Annotated in this window: 21 protein-coding genes and 1 riboswitch; of the genes, 12 read left to right on the top strand and 9 right to left on the bottom strand. The window is 71.3% G+C overall.

Going from position 1 to position 22831, the window contains the following annotated elements; translation table 11 throughout:
* Positions 1–27 precede the first annotated feature (27 nt).
* The 5 genes from IOD16_RS28620 (at position 28) to IOD16_RS28600 (ending at position 5938) form a co-directional block, all read left to right on the top strand.
* Complete coding sequence (locus tag IOD16_RS28620) at positions 28–1509, top strand: potassium/proton antiporter (protein ID WP_201436837.1); 1482 nt, start codon at positions 28–30, stop codon at positions 1507–1509.
* A 90-nt stretch (positions 1510–1599) separates the two neighbouring features.
* A riboswitch (SAM riboswitch) is annotated at positions 1600–1714 on the top strand.
* Positions 1715–1751: 37 nt separating this feature from the next.
* Positions 1752–3074 (top strand): aminotransferase class V-fold PLP-dependent enzyme, encoded by a 1323-nt coding sequence (locus IOD16_RS28615; protein WP_201436836.1) that lies wholly within the window; start codon positions 1752–1754, stop codon positions 3072–3074.
* Between the two features lie 23 nt (positions 3075–3097).
* Positions 3098–3682, top strand: a complete 585-nt coding sequence (gene lspA / locus IOD16_RS28610; protein ID WP_236594440.1) for a signal peptidase II — start codon at positions 3098–3100, stop codon at positions 3680–3682.
* A complete protein-coding gene (locus IOD16_RS28605) occupies positions 3679–4614 on the top strand; it encodes an RluA family pseudouridine synthase (protein ID WP_123746126.1) in 936 nt (311 codons plus the stop codon). The genes lspA and IOD16_RS28605 overlap by 4 nt, the downstream gene beginning before the upstream one ends.
* A 109-nt stretch (positions 4615–4723) precedes the next feature.
* The gene (locus IOD16_RS28600) at positions 4724–5938 is read left to right on the top strand and encodes a multidrug effflux MFS transporter (RefSeq protein WP_201436835.1); all 1215 of its coding nucleotides are present in this window, start codon (positions 4724–4726) and stop codon (positions 5936–5938) included.
* A gap of 211 nt (positions 5939–6149) precedes the next feature.
* Here the strand turns inward: IOD16_RS28600 and IOD16_RS28595 are convergent, their stop codons facing one another.
* A complete protein-coding gene (locus IOD16_RS28595; RefSeq protein ID WP_201436834.1) occupies positions 6150–7061 on the bottom strand; it encodes an AsnC family protein in 912 nt (303 codons plus the stop codon).
* Between the two features lie 213 nt (positions 7062–7274).
* Between IOD16_RS28595 and dnaE the strand changes: the two genes are divergently transcribed.
* The 3 genes from dnaE (at position 7275) to IOD16_RS28580 (ending at position 13376) form a co-directional block, all read left to right on the top strand.
* The gene (gene dnaE, locus IOD16_RS28590; protein ID WP_201436833.1) at positions 7275–10805 is read left to right on the top strand and encodes a DNA polymerase III subunit alpha; all 3531 of its coding nucleotides are present in this window, start codon (positions 7275–7277) and stop codon (positions 10803–10805) included.
* 86 nt (positions 10806–10891) lie between these two features.
* Positions 10892–12121 carry a cytochrome P450 family protein gene (locus IOD16_RS28585; protein ID WP_236594439.1) on the top strand — a complete coding sequence of 410 codons (1230 nt, stop codon included), beginning with the start codon at positions 10892–10894 and terminating at the stop codon, positions 12119–12121.
* A complete protein-coding gene (locus IOD16_RS28580) occupies positions 12108–13376 on the top strand; it encodes an adenosylmethionine--8-amino-7-oxononanoate transaminase (protein WP_123746133.1) in 1269 nt (422 codons plus the stop codon). Before IOD16_RS28585 ends, IOD16_RS28580 begins: the two co-directional genes overlap by 14 nt.
* Here the strand turns inward: IOD16_RS28580 and IOD16_RS28575 are convergent.
* Both IOD16_RS28575 and IOD16_RS28570 read right to left on the bottom strand, forming a co-directional pair.
* Complete coding sequence (locus IOD16_RS28575) at positions 13356–13988, bottom strand: hypothetical protein (RefSeq protein WP_201436832.1); 633 nt, start codon at positions 13986–13988, stop codon at positions 13356–13358. The two genes, IOD16_RS28580 and IOD16_RS28575, sit on opposite strands and share 21 nt — an antisense overlap.
* A gap of 1 nt (position 13989) precedes the next feature.
* Positions 13990–14229, bottom strand: a complete 240-nt coding sequence (locus IOD16_RS28570; RefSeq protein ID WP_123746135.1) for a glutaredoxin family protein — start codon at positions 14227–14229, stop codon at positions 13990–13992.
* 60 nt (positions 14230–14289) lie between these two features.
* Here IOD16_RS28570 and bioD point away from each other — a divergent pair, with 60 nt between their 5' ends.
* The 4 genes from bioD to IOD16_RS28550 all read left to right on the top strand — a co-directional run bounded on the left by bioD (position 14290) and on the right by IOD16_RS28550 (position 16973).
* Positions 14290–15006 carry a dethiobiotin synthase gene (gene bioD, locus IOD16_RS28565; RefSeq protein WP_201436831.1) on the top strand — a complete coding sequence of 239 codons (717 nt, stop codon included), beginning with the start codon at positions 14290–14292 and terminating at the stop codon, positions 15004–15006.
* Between the two features lie 107 nt (positions 15007–15113).
* On the top strand, positions 15114–16130 hold the full coding sequence (gene bioB, locus IOD16_RS28560; RefSeq protein ID WP_123746137.1) for a biotin synthase BioB: 1017 nt from the start codon (positions 15114–15116) through the stop codon (positions 16128–16130).
* Entirely contained in the window at positions 16127–16336 is a 210-nt protein-coding gene (gene bsaP, locus IOD16_RS28555) for a biotin synthase auxiliary protein BsaP (RefSeq protein WP_123746138.1), read from the top strand. Before bioB ends, bsaP begins: the two co-directional genes overlap by 4 nt.
* Before the next feature lie 40 nt (positions 16337–16376).
* Complete coding sequence (locus IOD16_RS28550; protein ID WP_123746139.1) at positions 16377–16973, top strand: DUF2567 domain-containing protein; 597 nt, start codon at positions 16377–16379, stop codon at positions 16971–16973.
* A 42-nt stretch (positions 16974–17015) separates the two neighbouring features.
* On the opposite strand, the gene IOD16_RS28545 is transcribed toward IOD16_RS28550, so the two are convergent.
* The 6 genes from IOD16_RS28545 to IOD16_RS28520 form a co-directional block, all read right to left on the bottom strand.
* Positions 17016–17768 (bottom strand): putative hydro-lyase, encoded by a 753-nt coding sequence (locus IOD16_RS28545; RefSeq protein WP_201436830.1) that lies wholly within the window; start codon positions 17766–17768, stop codon positions 17016–17018.
* A gap of 5 nt (positions 17769–17773) precedes the next feature.
* Positions 17774–19039, bottom strand: a complete 1266-nt coding sequence (locus tag IOD16_RS28540; protein ID WP_201436829.1) for an MFS transporter — start codon at positions 19037–19039, stop codon at positions 17774–17776.
* Between the two features lie 193 nt (positions 19040–19232).
* The gene (locus IOD16_RS28535; RefSeq protein WP_328809364.1) at positions 19233–20552 is read right to left on the bottom strand and encodes a cation:proton antiporter; all 1320 of its coding nucleotides are present in this window, start codon (positions 20550–20552) and stop codon (positions 19233–19235) included.
* A gap of 134 nt (positions 20553–20686) precedes the next feature.
* Positions 20687–21376, bottom strand: coding sequence for a type I 3-dehydroquinate dehydratase (locus IOD16_RS28530; RefSeq protein WP_201436828.1), 690 nt, complete (start codon positions 21374–21376; stop codon positions 20687–20689).
* Positions 21377–21456: 80 nt separating this feature from the next.
* Complete coding sequence (locus IOD16_RS28525) at positions 21457–22137, bottom strand: LON peptidase substrate-binding domain-containing protein (protein WP_201436827.1); 681 nt, start codon at positions 22135–22137, stop codon at positions 21457–21459.
* Entirely contained in the window at positions 22134–22823 is a 690-nt protein-coding gene (locus tag IOD16_RS28520; RefSeq protein ID WP_281277818.1) for an NUDIX hydrolase, read from the bottom strand. The genes IOD16_RS28525 and IOD16_RS28520 overlap by 4 nt, the downstream gene beginning before the upstream one ends.
* Between the last annotated feature and the right edge of the window lie 8 nt (positions 22824–22831).

Genomic DNA, 22831 nt, shown 5'->3' with positions numbered 1-22831 from the left:
GTGACGGAGCGGTGATGTGGAGGTCGAGTGGGCGATGTGACGGGCTACCTGGGCATCGCCGCCGCGGTCCTGCTGCTCTCGGTCATCGCGGTCAGGGTCTCGATCAGGCTCGGTCTGCCGTCCCTCCTGCTCTACCTCGGCATCGGCGTGCTGCTCGGCGAAGCCGTGGTGGGCATCCAGTTCGAGGACGCCGACCTGACCCGCTCGCTCGGCACGGTCGCGCTCGTGCTGATCCTCACCGAGGGCGGCCTGACCACCCGGTGGACCGCGGTGAAACCCGCGCTGGGCCTCGGCATCACGCTGTCGACCGTCGCCGTCGGCGTGAGCATCGCGGTCACCGGGTTCGGGCTGCACTTCCTGCTGGACATGGACTGGCGCACGGCGCTGCTGTGGGGCGCGGTGCTGTCGTCCACCGACGCCGCGGCCGTGTTCAGCGTGTTGCGCGGGGTGGGCGTGGGCAAGCGGCTCATCGGCGCGCTGGAGCTGGAGTCCGGCATCAACGACGCGCCGGTCTACATCGCCGTCGTGCTGCTCGCCGCGCCGGACCCGATCTCGTGGACCGCGCCGCTGCTGATGGGCTACGAGCTGATCGCGGGCGGGGTGATCGGCATCGTGCTCGGCTGGCTCGGCGGCGTCGGCCTGCGCCGGGCAGCGCTGCCCGCCACCGGCCTGTACCCGCTGGCCACGGTCGCGGTGTGCCTGCTCGCCTACACCGTCGGCGACCTCGCGCACGCGTCCGGCTTCCTCGCCGTCTACATCGCCGCGCTGGTGCTCGGCAACGCCCGCCTGCCGCACCGGGCCGACACCCTCTCCTTCGCCGAGGGCCTGGGCTGGATCGCGCAGATCGGCCTGTTCGTGCTGCTCGGGCTCTACGCCTCGCCGGGCCGGCTGCTCGACGCGCTGGTGCCCGCGCTGGTGGCGGGCGCGGTGCTGGTGCTGCTCGCCCGACCGCTGTCGGTGCTGTTCGCGGCGGCGCCGTTCCGGGTGCCGTGGCGGGAACAGGTGTTCATCTCGTGGTCCGGGCTGCGCGGCGCCGTGCCGATCGTGTTCGCCCTGATCCCGTTGATCCAGGGCGTCCAGGGGGCGCAGCAGCTGGTCGACGCGGTGTTCGTGCTGGTCGTGGTGCTGACCCTGGTGCAGGGCACGTCCCTGCCGTGGCTGGCCAAGTGGCTGGGGCTGGTCAAGTCCGGCGAGGCGCACGAGGTGCAGGTCGACTCGTCGGCGCTGGACGACCTCGGCGCGGAGCTGCTGCAGGTGCGCATCCAGCCCGGCTCCAAGCTGCACGGCGTGTACCTGTCGGAGCTGCGGCTGCCGCCGGGCTCGTCGGTGAGCCTCGTGGTGCGCGACGACAACGGCTTCACGCCGCAGCCGACGACCCGGTTGCAGGAGCACGACCAGCTGCTGGTGGTGTGCACCGAGGCCATGCGCACGGCGACCGAGGACCGCATCCGGGCCGTGGACCGGGCGGGCCGGTTCGCGCGCTGGAAGGGCGACGTCGGCCGACCGTGACACGGGCGGCGCGCCGGCCCGCGCGTGGCGCTCCCAGGATGTGAACGCCCCTCGACGCAGGCGCGCGGGCCGGGTTACCTTCGACGCGAAGGTCATGAGTGCCAGCGCTAAGCCCGGGCTTGCTGGCCGGCAACCCTCCTACCGCGGTGGGGTGCCCCTGGTGAGGACCTGGCCTGGCGCGCAGGGCGCCCGGCAAGCGCGGGCTCCCTCCCACGGGTGTCCCGGGACCCCCGGAGGGCGTCATGACGATCGCAGTTCCCGTCACCACCACCACCGCTGCCCTTCCCCGCGTCGTCGGCGCGTCGCTGCGCGTGCCGCTGGTCACCGGTGAGCGCGTGGAGTACGCCAACCTCGACCACGCGGCCAGCGCGCCCTGCCTGGAGCAGGTCCGCGACGCCGTCGACGAGGTGCTGCCCTGGTACGCCAGCGTGCACCGCGGCGCGGGCTTCGCCTCGCAGGTCAGCACGAAGGTCTACGAGCAGGCCCGCTCGTCGGTCCGCCGGTTCCTCAACGCCCGCGACAGCGACGCCGTCGTGTTCGCCCGCAACACGACCGACGCGCTGAACCTGCTGGCCAGGAGCCTGCCCAAGCGGACCGCCGTGATCCTGTTCGACACCGAGCACCACGCCGCGCTGCTGCCGTGGCGCGGCCCGAACGTGCGCCGGCTGCGCACGCCCGCCTCACCCGACCAGGCCGTGCTGGAGCTGGACCGGGCGCTGCGCGAGGCGCCGGTCGGCCCGCGGCTGGTCGTGGTGACCGGCGCGTCCAACGTGACCGGCGAGATCTGGCCGGTGGCCGAGCTGTCCCGGGTGGCCCGCGCGCACGGCGCCCGGATCGCCCTGGACGCAGCCCAGCTCGCGCCGCACCGGCCGGTGGACGTGCGCGCCCTGGACGTGGACTACACCGTGCTGTCGGGGCACAAGGTCTACGCGCCGTTCGGCGCCGGTGCGCTGGTCGGCCGGTCCGACTGGTTGCAGGCCGCCGAGCCGTACCTGGTCGGCGGCGGTGCGACGGCCCGCGTCACCGACCACGGCGACCGGCTGGGCGTGGCCTGGTCGGCGGTGCCGGAGCGGCACGAGGCGGGCACGCCGAACGTGGTGGGCGTGCACGCGCTGGCCGTGGCGTGCGACGTGCTGGGCAGGCACTGGGAGCAGACCACCGAGCACGAGCGCGTGCTGCTGGCGAGGCTGCGGGAAGGCCTGAGGACCGTTCCCGGCGTGCACGAGCTGACGCTGTTCGGCTCGGACCGGGACCGCGTGGGCGTGGTCAGCTTCACCGTCGGCGGCCAGGACGCCGGCTACCTGGCCGCCGTGCTGTCGGCCGAGCACGGCATCGGCGTGCGCGACGGCGCGTTCTGCGCCCACGTGGCCGTGCACCGCCTCACCCGCGGTGAACGCGCGCTGCGGGCGTCCATCGGGCTCGGCACCACCGAGGAGCACGTGGACCGGTTCGTGGCCGCGTTGCGCACGCTCGTCGTCGAGGGCTCGCGGTGGGAGTACGAGCTCCGCGACGGCCGTTGGACGCCCTCGGACGACCAGCGCGCGCTCCCGCCGTTCCTGCGCTGACTCCGATGCTGGACAATGGCCCGGTGAGCACCGATCCCAACACCGAGCCGGACACGCCGGACGAGCCGGACGCACCGCTGCCGAAGCGACGGGTCCTGCTGCTGGCCGTCATCGCGCCGCTGGTGTTGGCGCTCGACCTGGTCACCAAGATCATCGCGGTGGACAACCTGGAGGGGCGCGACCCGGTCGAGCTGCTCGGCGGCCTGCTCTACCTGCCGCTGATCCGCAACACCGGCGCCGCGTTCGGCCTGGCCGAGGGCTGGACGGTGATCCTCGCCCTCATCGCGGCCGGTGTCGTCGTGTTCATCCTGTGGATCGCGCGCCGGCTGCGGTCGGTCGGCTGGGCCATCGGCCTCGGCCTGGTCCTCGGCGGCGCGATGGGCAACCTGGTCGACCGGATCTTCCGGGCGCCCGGCCCGCTGCGCGGCGGCGTCGTCGACTTCATCTCGGTGCTCGACCCGTGGGGCAACTTCTTCCCCGTGTTCAACCTCGCGGACTCCGCCATCTGCGTGGGCGGCGGCGTGATCGTGCTGATGGCGTTGCTCCAGCGCGACTATGACGGCACCCGCGTGGAGAAGAAGTCCAGCGAGAAGAAGGCGGGCGCATGAGCGGCGACTACCGATCCCTCCCGGTGCCCGACGGCTTGGACGGGATGAGGGTCGACGCCGGGCTGGCCAAGCTCCTCGGCCTGTCGCGCACCGTGGTGGCCGCGTTGACCGAATCGGGTGACGTCGTGCTCGACGGCCGGCCCGCCGGCAAGTCGGACCGGCTGATCTCCGGCTCCGTGCTGGAGGTCACCCTCCCCGAACCCGAACGCCCGGCGCAGGTGCAGGCCGTGCCCGTGGAGGGCCTGGTCGTCCTGCACGAGGACGACGACGTGATCGTGGTCGACAAGCCGGTCGGCGTGGCCGTGCACCCCAGCCCCGGCTGGACCGGCCCGACCGTGGTCGGCGGCCTGGCCGCGGCCGGCATCCGGATCGCCACGTCGGGCGCGGCCGAGCGGCAGGGCGTCGTGCACCGGCTGGACGTCGGCACGACCGGCGTCATGGTCGTGGCCAAGAGCGAGCACGCCTACTCGGCGTTGAAGCACGCGTTCAAGGAACGCACGGTCGACAAGCTCTACCACGCGCTCGTGCAGGGCCACCCGGACCCGATCAAGGGCACCATCGACGCGCCGATCGACCGGCACCCCAAGCACGACTACAAGTTCGCCGTGATGGCCAACGGCAAGCCGAGCATCACGCACTACGAGGTGGTGGAGGCGTTCCGCGCCGCGTCGCTGCTCGACGTGCACCTGGAAACCGGTCGCACGCACCAGATCCGGGTGCACTTCTCCGCGCTGCGGCACCCGTGCGTCGGCGACATCACCTACGGCGCGGACCCGGTGCTGGCCAAGCGCCTCGGCGTCACCCGGCAGTGGCTGCACGCCCGCACGCTCGGCTTCCACCACCCGGCCGACAACCAGTGGGTGTCGTTCACCAGCGAGTACCCCGACGACCTCTCCGCCGCCCTGGAACTACTGCGCGCAGAGGGGTATTGAGCCGTCCGGGGCGAAACACTTGCGCCTGGCGCGTGACCTCGGACATATCGCTTTCCTCGGATCGTTCGGCTTGCGAAGCTTCTGCCAGACGAGCCTGTGAGGGGTTGCGATGGACAACAGGTCCCGACTGGTGGCGCTGCTGGGCACCCTGTGCCTGCTCGGACCGCTCTCGATCGACACGTACCTGCCCGCGTTCCCGAGCATCGCGGCGGAGTTCGGCTCGACCGAGTCGCAGATCCAGCTGTCGCTGACCACGTTCATCCTCGGCCTGTCGGTCGGGCAGCTGCTGGTGGGCCCCCTGTCGGACTCGTGGGGCAGGCGGCGCCCGCTGCTGGTCGGGATCGGCAGCTACGTCGTGATCTCGCTGTTCTGCGCGGTGGCGCCCAGCGCGTTCGCGCTCTCCGGCCTGCGGCTGCTGCAAGGGCTCGGCGTGGCCGCCGGGTTCGTGGTGGCGATGGCGGTGGCGCGCGACCGGTTCGAAGGCCTCGCGATGGCCCGGTTCATGTCGCTGATGATGCTGGTCAACAGCCTCGGGCCGGTGGTCGCCCCGGTGCTCGGCGGCCAGCTGCTGCGGTTCACGAGCTGGCGCGGGACGTTCATCGCGCTCGCGCTCATCGGGTTGGCCCTGCTGATCGCCCTGGCCGTCGGGCTGCCGGAGACGCTGCCGGAGAACAAGCGGCGTCCGGCGAACCTGCTGCTCACGATCAAGGTGTTCGGCGGGCTGCTGGCCGACCGCAAGTTCGTCGGCTACGCGCTGGCGTCGGCGCTCGCGCTCGGCTCGCTGTTCGGCTACGTCGCGGGCGCGTCGTTCGTGCTCCAGGGCGTGTACGGGCTGAGCCCGCAGCAGTTCAGCCTGGTGTTCGGCGCCAACTCGGTGGCGATCGTGCTGGCCGGTGTGCTCAACACCAGGCTGACCGGCCGGATCATGCCGCGCCCGCTGCTCAAGATCGGGCTGGCGGGCGCCGCGGTCGGCGGGGTCGGGTTGCTGGTCGGCGGGCTCGTCGGCGGCGGCCTGGCGACGTTCCTGCCGCCGCTGTTCGTGCTGACGATGAGCGTGGGCCTGCTCATGCCGAACGCCGGTTCCCTGGCGATGGCGCGGCACCCGGAGGCGGCGGGCAGCGCGTCGGCCGTGCTGGGCGTGACGACGTTCATGGTGGGCGGCCTGATGGCGCCGCTGGTGGGTGCCGGAGGCTCGGCGAGCGTGCTGCCGATGGTGACCGTGATGGCCGGCGCGACGCTGCTGGCGGTGCTCCTGTTCGCCACCATGACCAGGGGCGACGTCGGCATCACCCGGGACACCGAACCGTCACCGGCCACCGCCTGACCCCGAGAGTCCTACCTCCGGACCGCGCGAGTCCTACGTTCGGAACACCCGTGTCCTACGTTCGGAACACCCGAGTTGAACACTCAGCACAAGATCGACTGTGCTGAGTGTTCAACTCGGGGTACGCGAACGTAGGACACGGGTGTTCTGGAGGTAGGACACGCGGGTTCTGGAGGTAGGACTCTCGTGGCCTGGGAGTAGGACTCTCGGGTCAGTCGTCGATGGTCCAGACGAGGGTGTTCAGGTCGGTCTCGGGGCGGGAGCTCCAGCGCACCGAGAAGATCACGGTGTCCTCCGGCAGCACGTAGACGGTGTGGCCGCCGGCCGTCTCGCCCGGCTGCACGCCGATCTTGTGCGGTGGGCGGGAGGACAGTGACACCGGCGCCTTGCCGACCGTCTCGCCCTTGTTGGTCATCAGCACGAGGTACATGTCGGGCAGCGCGTTGAACGGCACCTGGCCGATGTTCGCCAGCTCCGTGTGCACGACCACGGCGCGCTCGCCGTCGGCCAGCTTGTAGCCGGCCGCGGTGAACAGGAAGTCCGCCGGGTCGACCACCTCGACCAGCTGGATGGTGAACCGGGCGCCCTCCAGGCCCTCGGTCTCCAGCGTGCTGCCGATCTTGCCGGTGCGCGAGCGGGGCGCGGGGGCCTGGTCGCCGCGCGCCCAGCCGGACGTGCCGGGCACGCCCCAGGTGCTGACCGGCTCGGGCACGCGCACCGGGCCGGACGCCACGGGCTGCGGGCCGGTCTGCGGCTGCGCCGGGAACGGCGTGCTCGGCGGCCCCTGCGGGACCGGGTAGCCGGGGTAGGAGCCGGACGGCGTGCCCTGCACCGTGCCGGGCGCGGGCGGGTACGGTCCGCTCGGCGTGCCGCGGGCGGCCTGGCCGCCGGGCCCCGAGTAGTTGCCCCACGCCACGCTGTTGGCCAACGCCTTGCGGATGCCGTTCGGGTCGCACTCCACGCCGACGAGCAGCGGCAACCCGCTGCCGGACAACGTGATCAACCGGGTGGCGGCCTCCCGCGGGTCCATGCCCAGTCGCGCGGCCACCTCGTGCACGGCGGCACGGCCCATCTCGGCGATCATGGCCAGGAGACGGGCGTCGACGGGGTCCGGCGCTACCACACCTCGAACGCTACCCGCCTGGGAGGATCTTCGCGCCATCGCCCCGCCGACGGCGCGCGGTCTTCACCTCGCTGCACGCGCGGGGACGCCGAGGTCGCTCCCGGTGACGTCGGCGTGCCGCCATTCGGGATCCCCGGAGGGCGTTATAGGGTCGGCCGAGTCTCTGCCCGAGCGCTTCGTCCCGGGCCCGCTGCGATCTTCAGGGGGGTTTGGGTGTCCGACTCGTTTGTGCACCTCCACGTGCACACCGAGTACTCGATGCTCGACGGCGCGGCGAAGTTGAAGGACATGTTCGCCGAGTGCGAGCGGATGGGCATGCCCGCCGCCGCGATCACCGACCACGGCAACATGTACGGCGCGTACGACTTCTACCGGCAGGCGACCGCCGCCGGCATCAAGCCGGTGGTCGGCATCGAGGCGTACCTGGCCCCGGAGTCCCGCTTCAACAAGAAGCGCGTGCTGTGGGGCGACCCCGGCCAGAAGTCCGACGACGTCTCGGCCAGCGGCGCGTACACCCACCAGACGATCTGGGCCCGGAACAACGAGGGCCTGCACAACCTGATGAAGATGTCCAGCCGCGCCTCCACGGAGGGCCAGCTGGGCAAGTGGCCCCGGATGGACGTCGAGCTGATCGCCGAGCACTCGGCGGGCCTGATGGCGACGACCGGCTGCCCCTCCGGCGAGGTGCAGACCAGGCTCCGCCTCGGCCACGAGAAGGAGGCCCTGGAGGCCGCCGCGAAGTGGCGCGACATCTACGGCGCGGACAACTTCTTCGTCGAGCTGATGGACCACGGCATCGAGATCGAGAGCCGGGTCCGGGGCGGGCTGGTCGACATCGCCAAGAAGCTCAGCATCCCGTTCGTGGTGACGAACGACTCGCACTACACCTACTCGGAGGACCGCGACGCGCACGCGGCGCTGCTGTGCGTGCAGACCGGCAAGACGCTCGCGGACCCGAACCGGTTCAAGTTCGACGGCACGGGCTACCACCTGAAGTCGCCGGACGAGATGCGCGCGATCGACTCCTCCGACGCCTGGCAGGAGGGGTGCCGCAACACCCTGCTGGTGGCCGAGAAGGTCGACACCACCGGCATGTTCGCCTTCCAGAACCTGATGCCGCGCTACCCGACCCCCGAGGGCAAGACCGAGGCGGACTACTTCCGCGACGAGGTCTGGGAGGGCATGCGCCGCCGGTTCCCGGAGGGCGTGGACGAGGTCCACCGCAAGCAGGTCGAGTTCGAGATCGACGTGATCCTGCAGATGGGCTTCCCGTCGTACTTCCTGGTGGTCGCCGACTTCATCAACTGGGCGAAGGCCAACGGCATCCGCGTCGGTCCCGGCCGCGGTTCCGCCGCGGGCGCGCTGATCGCGTACGCGATGGGCATCACGGACCTGGACCCGCTGGCGCACGGCCTGATCTTCGAGCGGTTCCTCAACCCGGACCGCGTCAGCCCGCCCGACATCGACATCGACTTCGACGAGCGCCGGCGCGGCGACGTGATCCGGTACGTCACCGAGAAGTGGGGCGTCGACAAGGTCGCCCAGGTGATCACGTTCGGCACGATCAAGGCGAAGGCGGCGATCAAGGACTCCGCCCGGGTGCTGTACGGGCAGCCGGGCTACGCGGTCGCCGACCGCATCTCCAAGGCGATGCCGCCCGCCGTGATGGGCAAGGACATCCCGCTGGCCGGCGTGTTCGACCCGGCGCACAAGCGGTACTCCGAGGCCGCCGAGGTGCGCGCGCTGTACGAGACGGACCCGCAGGTCAAGGAGATCATCGACACCGGCCGCGGGTTGGAGGGCCTGATCCGCAACGCGGGCGTGCACGCCTGCGCGGTGATCATGTCCGCGGAGCCGCTGACCGACCACATCCCGGTCTGGATGCGCCCGCAGGACGGGTCGATCATCACCCAGTTCGACTACCCGACGTGCGAGACGCTCGGCCTGCTGAAGATGGACTTCCTCGGGCTGAGCAACCTGACCACGATCGACGACGCGCTGAAGAACATCGCGCTCAACGGCAAGGGCGACGTCGACATCTCGACCGTGCCCCTGGACGACCGCAAGACCTACGAGCTGCTGGGCCGCGGCGACACCCTGGGCGTGTTCCAGCTCGACGGCGGCGCCCTGCGCGACCTGCTGCGCCTGATGCGCCCCGACAACTTCGAGGACGTCTCGGCCGTCATCGCGCTGTACCGGCCGGGCCCGATGGGCGCGAACTCGCACACGAACTACGCGCTGCGCAAGAACAAGCAGCAGGAGATCGTGCCGATCCACGAGGAGCTGCGCGAGCCGCTGGCCGAGATCCTGGACACGACGTACGGCCTGATCGTGTACCAGGAGCAGGTCATGGCGATCGCGCGGAAGGTGGCGGGCTACTCGCTGGCCCAAGCGGACCTGCTCCGCCGCGCGATGGGCAAGAAGAAGAAGGAGATCCTCGACAAGGAGTACGAGGGCTTCGAGGCGGGCATGGTCGCCAACGGCTACTCGCCCGAGGCGATCAAGACGCTGTGGGACATCCTGGTCCCGTTCGCGGACTACGCGTTCAACAAGGCGCACTCCGCCGCGTACGGCCTGATCGCGTACTGGACGGCGTACCTCAAGGCCAACTACCCCGGCGAGTACATGGCCGCGCTGCTCACCACGAACTCGGACAACAAGGACAAGTCGGCCATCTACCTGGCCGAGTGCCGGCGGATGGGCATCACCGTGCTGCCGCCGGACGTCAACGAGTCCGAGCGCGAGTTCGTCGCGGTCGGCAACGACATCCGGTTCGGGCTCGGCGCGATCCGCAACGTCGGCGCGAACGTGGTCGACGCCATCATCAAGACCCGCAAGGAGAAGGGGAAGTTCGGCGACTTCTCCGACTTCCTGCGCAAGGTCGACGTGCAGGCGTGCAACAAGAAGGTCGTCGAGTCGCTGATCAAGGCGGGCGCGTTCGACTCGCTCGGCCACCCGCGCAAGGGCCTGCACATGGTGCACGTCGAGGCGGTCGACGCGATCATGCTGACCAAGAAGGAAGAGGCGCGCGGCCAGTTCGACCTGTTCGGCGACGGCGGCGGTGACGACGGCACGAGCGTGTTCGACGTCAAGATCCCCGACGAGCACTGGGAGTCCAAGCACCAGCTCACGCTGGAGCGGGAGATGCTGGGCCTGTACGTGTCCGGCCACCCGCTCAACGGCGTGGAGCAGGTGCTGAGCTCCTACTCCGACACCACGATCCCGCGCATCCTGGAAGGCGACGTGCCGGACGGCACGCAGGTCACGCTGGGCGGCATCCTCGCGACGGTCACCCGCCGGGTGAACAAGAACGGCGAGCCGTGGGCGTCGGCGATGCTCGAGGACCTCGCCGGCGGCATCGAGGTGCTGTTCTTCCCCAAGAGCTACACGGTGCACGGCATGTCGGTCGCCGAGGACGCGATCGTGCTGGTCAAGGCGCGGGTGGCCAAGCGGGAGGACCGGATCTCGCTGATCGCCAACGACCTGGTCGTGCCGGACCTGTCGGAGCTGGGCGCGCAGGCGTTGAGGCTGAAGGTGGCGGCGTCACGCTGCGACCCGAAGCTGGTGACGTTGCTGAAGGAAGTCCTCTCCGCGCACCCCGGCACCACCGAGGTGCACCTGAACCTGGTCATCAACAGCAGCCGCAACACGTTGCTCAAGCTGGATGACGCCCTTCGGGTTACTCCCACCCCATCCCTTATGGGTGATTTGAAGGCTCTACTCGGCCCGGGGTGCTTGGGCTGATCGGGTGACAAGGTCCGCAATCGGGGACAAGAGGAAGTCTCGGATCGTTTGAGTGAACAGGGTTAACTCGAACGAGGAGGGTTCCTGTGGGGGAGAAGATCGCCGGTCTCGACGTGCTCGGCGAGGACTACTTCGCCGATCCGCACAGCTTCCACGCGCGGTTGCGCGAGCAAGCGGCGGCGAGCGAGATCGTGCTGCCGCGCGGCACCAGGGCGTGGCTGGTCACCCGGTACGAGGAGGCGCGGTCGGCGCTGGCCGACCCGCGCTTCAGCAAGCACTGGGAGCGCTTCCCGGAGGTGATGGAGCGCAACCGGATCGGCGGGGGCGACGCGCCCAAGTTCGACGAGTCCCTGGTGCAGCACATGCTGAACATGGACCCGCCGCACCACACCCGGCTGCGCAAGCTCGTCACCAAGGCGTTCACCGCCCGACGGGTGGAGCAGCTGCGGCCGCGCATCCAGGAGATCACCGACCGGCTGCTGGACGAGGCGGGGGAGAAGGGTGACGTGGACCTGGTGGACGCGCTGGCGTTCCCGCTGCCCATCACGGTGATCTGCGAGATGCTCGACGTGCCGATGGACGAGCGCGACGAGTTCCGCGTGTGGTCCAACGTGCTGGTGGCCGGCAACGGCGAACCGGAGCAGCTCCAGCAGGCCGGCGCCCAGATGGCGGGCTACCTGGCGAAGCTGGTCGAGCACAAGCGGACGAACCCCGGCGACGACTTCTTCTCGGCCCTCGTGCAGGCCGACGACGAGGGCGACCGGCTCGACCCGAAGGAACTGATCGCCATGGCGTTCTTGCTCCTGGTGGCCGGCCACGAGACGACGGTCAACCTGATCGCCAACGGCGTGTACCACCTGCTGCGTGACCCGGAGCAGCTGGCGAAGCTGCGGGCCGACCGCTCGCTGCTGCCCGGCGCGGTCGAGGAGGTGCTGCGCTTCGAGAGCCCGGTCAACCAGGCCACGTTCCGCTACACCAACGAGGACGTGGAGCTGGGTGACGTGGTCATCCCGAAGGACAGCGTCGTGGTGGTGTCGCTGTCGGGCGGCAACCGCGACGGGTCCAGGTTCCCGGACCCGGACCGGCTCGACATCACCCGGCAGGCCGCCGGGCACCTCGCGTTCGGCCACGGCATCCACTACTGCCTGGGCGCGCCGCTGGCCCGGATGGAGGGCGAGATCGCGATCGGGTCGCTGCTGGACCGGTTCGACCTGGCGCTGACCGCCGAGCCCGAGGAGCTGCGCTGGCGGGAGGGCACGCTCATCCGCGGCCTCCAGTCGCTGCCGGTTAGCCTGACGCCTCGTGGAGCGCGATGAGCTGCTGAAGCTGGACCAGGCGCACGTCTGGCACCCGTACGGCCCCATGCCGGGCACCCGCGAGCCGCTGGTGGTCTCCTCGGCCGAGGGTGTCCGGCTCCGGCTGGACGACGGGCGCGAGCTGGTCGACGGCATGTCGTCGTGGTGGGCCGCGATCCACGGCTACCGGCACCCCGTGCTCGACGCGGCGGTGCGCGACCAGCTCGGCCGGATGAGCCACGTCATGTTCGGCGGCCTGACCCACGAGCCCGCGGTGGCGCTGTCCGCGCGGTTGGTGGAGATCACGCCCGAGCCGTTGCGGCACGTGTTCCTGTGCGACTCGGGGTCGGTGTCGGTCGAGGTCGCGATCAAGATGGCGGTGCAGCACTGGCGCTCGCGAGGGCGGCCGGAGAAGCGGCGGCTGCTGACGTGGCGCGGCGGCTACCACGGCGACACGTTCCAGCCGATGTCGGTGTGCGACCCGGAAGGCGGGATGCACTCGCTGTGGCGGGGCGTGCTGCCGGAGCAGGTGTTCGCGTCCGCGCCGCCGCGCGAGCTGGAGACCGCGTACGTGCAGGAGCTGGCCGACCTGGTCGAGGCGCACGCGGGTGAGCTGGCCGCGGTCATCGTGGAGCCGGTGGTGCAGGGCGCGGGCGGGATGCGCTTCCACGACCCGCGCTACCTGCACGTGCTGCGCGAGCTGACGCTGGCCAACGACGTGCTGCTGATCTTCGACGAGATCGCCACCGGCTTCGGCCGCACCGGCGAGCTGTTCGCCGCCGACCACGCCGGGATCAGCCCGGACATCATGTGCCTGGGCAAGGCGCTGACCGGCGGCTACCTGTCGATGGCCGCGACCCTGTGCACGTCACGGGTCGCGGACGGCATCTCGCGCGGCGAGGTGCCGGTGCTGGCGCACGGACCGACGTTCATGGGCAACCCGCTGGCCTCGGCGGTGGCGCTGGCCTCGACCGACCTGCTGCTGGCGCAGGACTGGCGGTCGTCGGTGCGGCGGATCGAGGCGGGGCTGCGGTCGGGCCTCGCGGACGCGCCCGGCGACGTGCGGGTGCTCGGCGCGATCGGCGTGGTGCAGCTGGACCACCAAGTGGACATGGCCGCCGCCACCGCCGCGGCCGTCGACCACGGCGTGTGGCTGCGGCCGTTCCGGGACCTGATCTACACCATGCCGCCGTTCGTCAGCACGGACGACGACGTGGCGACGATCGCCGCCGCCGTCGTCGCCGCGGCCGAGGCGTCACGTGCGCAGCAGCGTTGAGCCCCAGACCAGCAGCAGCGCCGCGTAGCCGACGCAGATCCAGCCGATGGCCTGGTGGCTCGGCTCCCCCTTGCGCCCGGCGAGCTTGGTGACCAGCAGCCACCAGCCCAGCGCGACCACGCCGAGGGCGACCGGCGTCAGGAGCACGCCGTACGCGCCCGCGTAGACGCCCGCCCAGAAGTCCACCGGCAGGCTGATGCCGTTGGCGTAGCCGGTCGGGAACAGCTCGACCGCGACCGCCGTCCACACCCACGCCACGACGTGGAGCCGCTTCACCGTCGCGGGCTTCGCGGTGTCCTGGTTGATCGCCACCACGCCCCACGCGATGAACGCGCCGCCGCCGAACAGCCAGCCCGCCGCGGTCGACACGACCGGCACGCGGCCGACCGCCGCGCCCAGCGCCGGGAAGACCGCGCCCCACAGGAAGAAGTGCCCGCCGACCACCAGTGCGGTGACACCCAGGACGACGAGGGTCTGGACGCCGCCGTGCTGCCGCTGGAACCAGTTCTTCGGCTTCGGCGGCGCCGGTCGGGTGGCGGTCCGGACCGCGGCCTGGTCGCGGGTGCGCTGCGAGCCCTGCTGGCGCCGTCTGCGCCGGCCGTCCTTGCCCACGTCAGCCCTGGACCGCGGCCGCGAGCTCGGTGTCGGTCGGCTCCACCAGGACCCGGCCGTCCGGCAGCGCGATGACCGGGATGTTCTTGCGCCCGCCCGCGAGCTCGATCGCGCGGTCACGGGCTGCGTCGTCCTGCTCGACGTCGACGTCCGTGAACGGCACTTCGTGCTCCCGCAGCCATGCCTTGGCCCGCCGGCAGTCGCCGCACCAGTTCGCCCCGTAGAGAACGATCTCACTCATGGTGGTGACTGTAGAACGCGGAGGACCGCAACGCTCCGTATAGGCCTAGGGTGAGTCGCCGTGAGCGTCCTCGTGATCACCGGCACGGGCACCGAGGTCGGCAAGACCGTGGTCGTCGCCGCTCTGGCGGCCCTGGCCGCGGCCGACGGTCGGCGGGTCGCCGTGCTCAAGCCCGCGCAGACCGGTGTCGCCGACGGCGAGCCGGGCGACCTGGCCGAGGTGACCCGCCTCGCCGGCTCCGTCACCACCCGTGAGCTGCGTCGATACCCGGAACCACTGGCGCCCGCCACGGCCGCGCGCCGGTCCGGGCAGCCGACGCTGCACCCCAGCGAGGTCGCCTCGGCGGCCGTGGCGCTGGACGAGACGCACGACCTGGTGCTGGTGGAGGGCGCGGGCGGGCTGCTGGTCCGCTTCGACGACGCGGGCTCGACCATCGCCGACGCGGCGTGGGCGCTCAACGCGCCGGTGCTCATCGTCGCGCACCCGGGCCTGGGCACGTTGAACATGACCGCGCTGACCGCCGAGGCCCTGCTGCGCCGCGGCCTGGAGTCCGTCGGCGTGGTGGTGGGCCGCTGGCCCGCCGTGCCCGACCTGGCCACCCGCACCAACCTGGTCGACCTGCCCGAGGCCGCGGGCGCGCCGCTGCTCGGCGTGCTGCCCGACGGGATGGCGGCGCTGGGGCGGTCGGAGTTCCTGGAGCGGGCCAGGGAAGGACTGTCGCCGTGGTTCGGCGGTACGTTCGACCCGGAGAAGTTCGCCGCGCCGCACACCTGCTGACCCCGCCCGTGGTCGACCGAACCAGTGACGCACGTCGCTGGGGCGGGCCGGGTCCCGTGCGGCAGACTGCACGGCGGACCACAGCCCGGAGTTGACGAGGAGATGTCGTGACCGCAGCCCCTGAACAGGTCGATGTCCTCGGCGTTGCCCGCGAGCAGGTGCTGGAGCAGGGCGTCGGGCTCACCGAGGAACAGGTGCTCGAAGTCCTCCGGCTGCCCGACGAGCGCATCCCGGAGCTGCTGGAGCTGGCGCACGCGGTGCGGATGCGCTGGTGCGGCCCGGAGGTCGAGGTCGAGGGGATCGTGTCGCTCAAGACCGGCGGCTGCCCCGAGGACTGCCACTTCTGCTCGCAGTCCGGCCAGTTCCCCTCGCCGGTGCGCTCGGCCTGGCTGGACGTCCCCGGCCTGGTGCGGGCCGCCCGGCAGACCGCCGAGACCGGCGCGTCCGAGTTCTGCATCGTCGCCGCTGTGCGCGGCCCCGACAAGCGGCTGCTCTCGCAGGTGCGCGACGGCATCAAGGCCATCCGCGAGGACGGCAACGACATCCAGATCGCGTGCTCGCTCGGCATGCTCACCCAGGAGCAGGTGGACGAGCTGGTGGACATGGGCGTCCACCGCTACAACCACAACCTGGAGACGGCCCGCTCCCACTTCCCGAACGTGGTCACCACGCACTCCTGGGAGGAGCGCTGGGACACGCTGACGATGATCCGCACGGCGGGCATGGAGGTCTGCTGCGGCGGCATCATCGGCATGGGCGAGACGCTGGAGCAGCGCGCGGAGTTCGCCGTGCAGCTGGCGGAGCTGGAGCCCGACGAGGTGCCGCTGAACTTCCTGATCCCCAACCCCGGCACCCCGTACGAGAACTACCCGGTGGTCGAGGGCCCCGAGGCGCTGCGGACCGTCGGCGCGTTCCGGCTGGCCCTGCCGCGCACGATCCTGCGCTTCGCCGGCGGCCGTGAGCTGACCTTCGGCGACCTCGGAGCCAAGCAGGGGATGCTCGGCGGCGTCAACGCGATCATCGTCGGCAACTACCTGACCAACCTCGGCCGGCCCGCCCAGCAGGACCTCGACATGCTGACCGAGCTGTCCATGCCGATCAAGGAACTGAGCAAGACGCTGTGACGAGCGGGCCGGGTGCTGTGGCGTACTGCGGGTTCTGCGGCAAGGCGAGCGCGGAGGCCGACCACTCCGCGTGCGCGTCGCGGCTGGGCGTGATCGACCCGCCGCGGTTCTGCGCGGAGTGCGCGCGGCGGATGGTGGTGCAGGTGACGCCCGCCGGGTGGACGGCCGCGTGCAGCCGTCACGGCGAGATCACCTCCGCGCGGTAACCTGCCCTGCATCTGGTCACGGGTGCAGGGAGGTCGTCGGGTGGCGGAGCAACCGGTGGACGAGCGGGCGACGCCCGTTCGGGTGCCACCCGCGCCGGCGTTCGAGTACTACTACGTGGTGCAGCGGCCGCGCGTCGTGGTGAAGCGCGACCTGCTGCCCGCGTTCTCCGTGCTGTCCGTGATCTCGCTGTTCGGGCTGCCCGCCGGGTGGTTGTGGGCGAGGCTCGCGCCGCCGCAGAACGTGGTGGCGCAGCAGGACGGGTCGCTGATCCCGGTGACCGGCGAGAGCTACCACCGGCTTGACGGGCTGATGCTGTTCGTGCTGGTCGGGCTGGGCGCCGGGCTGATCACGGGCATCGCGGTGTGGCTGCTGCGGGAGCGCCGCGGCCCGGTGGTGATGCTCGCCGCCACGCTCGGCGCGGTCGTGGCGGCCTACCTGGCGCAGCTGACCGGGATCGGCTCGGCGGGCAGCCGGTACGCCGTCGACGCCGCGCCCGCGGTGGGTGACGTGATCGCCCTGGCCCCGGTGCTGGAGACGTGGTGGGGCTTGCTGGCGTGGCCCTTGGGCACGGCGCTGGCGTACGGCTGCCTGGCCGCGTGGAACGGTCTGGACGACCTCGGCCGCCGGCTCGGCTGAGGACCCGGCCGGCGCGCCGGTCACGGCCCGGTCGGGCTCGGGTCAGAGCTGGTAGGCCAGGTCGGGCACGTCGGTGACGAACATGTGCCCGGGCGCGTGGGTGATCGCGAACGGCGGTTTCGACGCCATCACGGCCGCCTGCGGCGTCACGCCGCACGCCCAGAACACCGGCACGTCGCCTTCGTGCGGCTCGGTGCGGTCGCCGAAGTCCGGCCGGTCGACGTCGGCGATGCCGAGCGCGCCCGGATCGCCCACGTGCACCGGCGCGCCGTGGACGGCGGGCATCCGGGAGGTGACCCGCTTCGCGGTGTCGACCAGGTCGGCGGGCACGTAGCGCATCGACACCACCATCGGGCCGTGCAGGCGGCCCGCCGGGCGGCACTCGCGGTCGGTCACGTACATCGGCACGTTGCGCCCCTGCTCGACGTGCCGCAGCGGGACGTCGGCCAGCTTGAGCGCCGACTCGAACGTGAAGCTGCACCCGATGAGGAACGCGACGAGGTCGTCGCGCCAGTGCGCGGAGGCGTCGGTCGGCTCGTCGACCAGCTCGCCGTGCTCCCAGATCCGGTAGCGGGGCACGTCGCGCATCAGGTCGGCGTTGCCCGCGAGGACCGTCGTGGTCCGGCCCTTGTCGGTGACGTCCAGGACCGGGCACGGCCTGGGGTTGCGCTGGGTGAACAGCAGCACGTCGTAGGCCCAGTCCTCGGGGACCGCGATCAGGTTGGCCTGCGCGTAGCCGTCGGCGAGCCCGGCGGTCGGGCCCTGGTGGTGCCGGCGGACCTGTTGCGGTGTCATCGTGGTCATCGCAGTTCCACTCCGTTCGTCTCGGGGAGGCCGAGCAGGGCGACCACGGCGATGCCGTAGGCGACCGCGCCGAAGATCATCGCGCCGCCGACGCCCATGCCGCCGGCGAGGAAACCCACCAGGGCGGGGAAGAAGGCGCCCACCCCGCGGCCGAAGTTGTAGGTGAAGCCCTGCCCGGTGCCGCGCAGCTCGGTGGGGTACAGCTCGGCCAGGTACGAGCCGAAACCGCTGAAGATCGCCGAGGTGGTGAACCCGAGCGGGAACGTGAGCAGCAGGATCACGCCGTTCGCGCCGGCCGGGATGGTGGTGAACAGGACGATGAGGATCGCGCTGAGCACGGCGAACAGGGTGAACGTCCGCTTGCGGCCCAGCCGGTCGGTCAGGTAGCCGCCGGTGACGTAGCCCGCGAACGCGCCGCTGATGAGCAGCGCCAGGTAGCCGCCGGTGCCGACCACGCTGAGGCCGCGTTCGGTCCGGAGGAACGTCGGCACCCAACCGGCCAGGGTGTAGTAGCCGCCCTGGACGCCGGTGGCGAGCAGCGAGGCGAACAGCGTGGTGCGGCCGAGCTTGCCCTGGAAGACGGCCTTGACGCTGCCCTTGACCGGGCTGGTCTCCAGCGTCCGCTCGACCCGGGGCGCGTCCTTGACGTTGCGGCGCACGTAGAAGATCAGGACGGCGGGGAGCGCGCCGGTCCAGAACAGCACGCGCCAGGCGATGTCCTGCGGCAGGAAGCTGAACACCGTGGTGTAGACGATCACGCTCAGGCCCCAGCCGACGGCCCACGAGCTCTGGATGAACGCGACCGTGCGGCCCCGGTACCGGGGCTTGCAGTACTCGGCGACGAGGATCGCGCCCGCCGCCCACTCGCCGCCGAAGCCGAGGCCTTGCAGGGCGCGGAAGACGAGCAGCATCTCGTAGCTGGTGGCGAAGCCGCACAGGACCGTGAAGACGGCGTAGGTGACGACCGTGATCATCAGGGTGCGGACGCGGCCGATGCGGTCCGCGAGGATGCCCGCGACCGCGCCGCCGACGGCGGAGACGACCAGGGTGACGGTGGTGAGCAGGCCCGCTTCGCCCGTGGTGAGGCCGAAGTAGGCGGTGATGGCGAACAGGCTCAGGGGCAGCACCTGGAAGTCGTAGGCGTCCAGGCCGTAGCCGCCGAACGCGCCGACGAAGGCGCGCTTGCCGTTGCGGCCCAGCGTGTGGAACCAGGCGAACGGACCTCGGGCGTCCTTGGTGGTGTCCAGCTCGGGGGTGCTCATGGGGGTCACCTCGCAGCGGTGAGGATGTGTCGTGGCCCACACGGTAGGGGATTGTTGAACAATCCCACTAGAGGGCAATGGGACGAATCAACAGGTCACTCTTTCGGTGGACTTCGGACCCACACCACCCTCCCGGCGCGCACGACGACGGGGGCCCGCCGAGATGGCGAGCCCCCGTCGTGGGCGATGCGGTTCAGGCGGGTTGCGACGAAGCCGCGTACAGCTTCTCCCGGTCGCGCTCGTCGTCGGTGATCTCGATCCGCTTCACGGCGTAGCGCAGCATCGGAGGCGCCATCAGGGACGTCACGACCGCCACGAGCACGATGATGGTGTACCCGGCGGTGGTGAGCACGCCCAGGCGCAGGCCCACCATCGCCACGATCACCTCGATCACGCCGCGCGCGTTCAGCCCGGCGCCCAGGGCCAGGCCCTCCCAGTGGTTGAGCCTGCCCAGCCGCGCGCCCAGGTACGCGCCCGCGAACTTGCCCAGGATCGCGATGACCAGCACCACCACCGCCGACAGCAGCACCTCGGGCTCGGCCAGCAGCGTCAGGTCCATCCGCAGGCCGGCCGTGGCGAAGAAGATCGGCGCGAGCACGCCCATCACGAACGTCCGCAGTGGTGCGATCTTCGTCCGGTCGAGGATGCCCGACGTGCTGATCAGGATGCCGCACAGGAACGTGCCGAAGATCGGCTCCAGGCCCAGGGCGTGGGTGCCCGCCGCGCACGCCAGCAGCATCACGACCACGATCGCGATCGTCACCGCCGGGTCGGCGGACTTGTTCGCCAGGGTCAGGCCCGCCTTCACGGCCGGGCGGCCGACCAGGTAGGTCAGCACCAGCACGGCCACCAGGCTGCCGACGGTCAGGGCGATGTTCCCGGCGCGCAGGCCGGTGGTGGCCATCGCGGACACCACCGACAGCAGCGACCAGCCCACGATGTCGTCCACGGCGGCCGCGCCGATGGTCAGCTGGCCGATGTTGCGGTGCAGGATCCGCAGCTCCACCAGCGTCTTGGCGATCACGGGGATGGCGCTCACGCACATCGCCACGCCGAGGAACAGCGCGAACGCCAGGTCGCCCTTGCCGCCGGACAGCAGCGCCGAGGGCAGCACCATGCCGACGCCGACGCCGAGGACCAAGGGGATGAGCAGGCCCCCGAGGCTGACGTAGATCGCGGTCCTGCCCTTGCTGCGCACCAGCTTCATGTCGATGTGCATGCCGGTGAAGCCGACCAGCAGCAGCACGCCGAGCTGGCCGACCGCGTCGAGCAGGTGGATCTGCTCGGCGTCGGCCGGGAACAGCCAAGCCGACAGGGGTGGCACCACGTGCGCGAGCAACGAGGGACCCAGGAGCACGCCCGCGGCCAGTTCACCGACCACGGCCGGCAGGTTGAACCGGGTGGCGAGCTTGCCGAGCGCGAACGCCACCCCGAGCAGGACGGTGAGCTGGAGCAGGAAAACCAGCATCGGGTGGGCGCCGATGGGACTCGGGGGTGCGGCGGCCAGAATCATCAGGGCTCTCCTCAGGGCGACATCCGTCCTGGAAGAGGTACTCGGCGGAGGTGGGGAACTGAAGAGCGGGCGCGTTCGGGACGCCGTATCGGTCAGCGGAGCGTCAGCCGCAGGTCAGCGCGCTGTAGCGGCCTTCAGACGTGGTCCGCGCCCTTGTGCCGGTCGTAGCCCGGGTGGAACTTGCGCACGAGCCGGGACGTTTCGGCGAAATCGAGTTGACCCGACGTGGGCTGATGGCCGATGAACGTGTAGGTCAACCGCGAACCGAGCGCGGGAAAGAAGATGCGGGACGCGGTGCCGATCTCGCCCATGGCGATCACGATCATTTCCGAGTCGTCCCCGGAATCCACCAACAACGACGCCAACACCTTCAGGTCGGCGCTGTCGGTCGCCATCGTGGAAATCTTCACGATATCCGCGCCCGCCTCTCGCGCGTCGCGTGCGATCGCGCGGAGGTCGTCGATTCCTGGCGTGCGGTCGAAATTGTGGTGCGACACGATCGCCAACGCGTCGTGCGCGTGCGCGGCGGCGATCACGTCGGCCAGGATCTCCCGGGACGACAGCTCGACGTCCACGGCGTCCACCAGGGGGGCGACCTCGCGGAACAGTTCGAGGCGCGCCGCCTCGCCGCTGCGCCAGCCGCCGCCCTCGGCGGCCGAGCGCACGGTGGCCAGCACCGGCAGGCCGTCGAACGCGCGGACTTGGTCGAGGACGTGCCCGGACCCGGTCAGCGAGAACCGGTCGATCCGCAATTCGGCCACGTCGACCCCGAGGGAACGCGCTTCCGCCGCCGCCCGCTCGCTGTCCTCGTCGGAGAAGCTCACCGCGATCAGCGGGAGGTCGAGTTCCAGCAGCGCGCGCAGCCTATTCACGCTGCGGCATGCTACACCGCTGGTCCGAACGGTCAGTTGCGATGAGGTAGGTGGCCCAATTCCGACAACGGCGCGGGCACCGCGCTCAACGCGTCGAGAATGCCCGCCTCGCGGTGCAGCACCTTGCGCACCAGGCGCAGCCGCCGGGCGGGGGAGGTCTCCTCCAGCAGCCGCTGCCGGTCCTCGAACGTCAGCAGGCAGTCGCCGGCCAACGCGTAGGCCAGGTCGGCCGGCGCCGTGTCCGGGCCGGGCGGCCGGCTGCCCACGCTCTGGTACGCCGCCTGCCGGTACCGGCCGTGCGCCGCCCGCGCGCTCTCCGCCAGCAGCGGCAGCACGGCCTCGACCTCGGGCGGCGCGGCGGTGTCCGGCAGCCACTGCACCGACGCGACCAGGTACGGCGCGCTGTCCTCGTCCACCTCGATCACCCGGAACCGCCGGCCGCCCTTCGTGGTCAGGTCGAACCGCCCGTCGGGCAGCCGCCGCGCCTCCTCCAGCACGGCCGTGCACCCGATGTCGGACAACGCCTCGACGTTCTCCGCGCCGACCTCCCACCCCTGCTTGATCGACACCACGCCGAACGTCCGCTCCGGCACCGCGCCCGTCACCAGGTCCACGGTCAGCTGCCGGTACCGCGGCTCGAACACGTGCAGCGGCAGCGACGCCCCGGGCAGCAGCACGGTGCCCAGCGGGAACAGGGGGAGGGTCGTCGTCACGAGCCCAAGCTACGGGTGGACGGTGGCCTCAGCACGGCGAACGGGTCGGTGATCCGCATCTCGCCCGACACGAACCGGAACAGCGCGGCCGGCCGGCCGCCGGACGGGCCCGGCTGCACGGTGCCGCCGGTCGGCTCCAGCAGCCCCCGCCGCGACAGCACGCGTTGCAGGTTCGTGGCGGACACCTTGTAACCGAGGGCCGCCGAGTACAGCGAGCGCAGCGCCGAGATGGTGAACTCCGGGGGCGCCAGGGCGAAGCCCAGGTTCGTGTACGACAGCTTCGACGCGAGCCGGTTGCGGGCGCGGCGGCAGATCGCCTCGTGGTCGAACGCGGTCGCGGGCAGCGCGTCCACCGGGTGCCAGGTCGTGTCCGCCGGCACCACGGGGTCGATGTGCGACGGCACCAGGCCGAGGAACGCGGTCGCCACGACCCGGGGTCCGGGCACCCGCGCGGGGTTGCTGAACACGGCGAGCTGCTCGACGTGTGACAACTGTCGCACGTCGACTTTTTCGGCCAGCTGACGGCGGATCGAGCCCTCGACGTCCTCGTCGTCGCCGAGCCCGCCACCAGGCAGTGACCAGCGGTGGGCGTGGGGTTCGCGGGCGCGTTCCCACAGCATGACCTGGAGTGATCCGGCTCTCACCTGGAGCACCGCGGCCAGCACTTCATGTTCCGCCAGTCCCACTCGGCTGA

This window comes from Saccharothrix sp. 6-C (assembly GCF_016695385.1).
GTDB classification, from domain to species: Bacteria; Actinomycetota; Actinomycetes; order Mycobacteriales; family Pseudonocardiaceae; genus Actinosynnema; species Actinosynnema texasense.
This window is presented reverse-complemented; position numbering and strand designations above follow the sequence as displayed.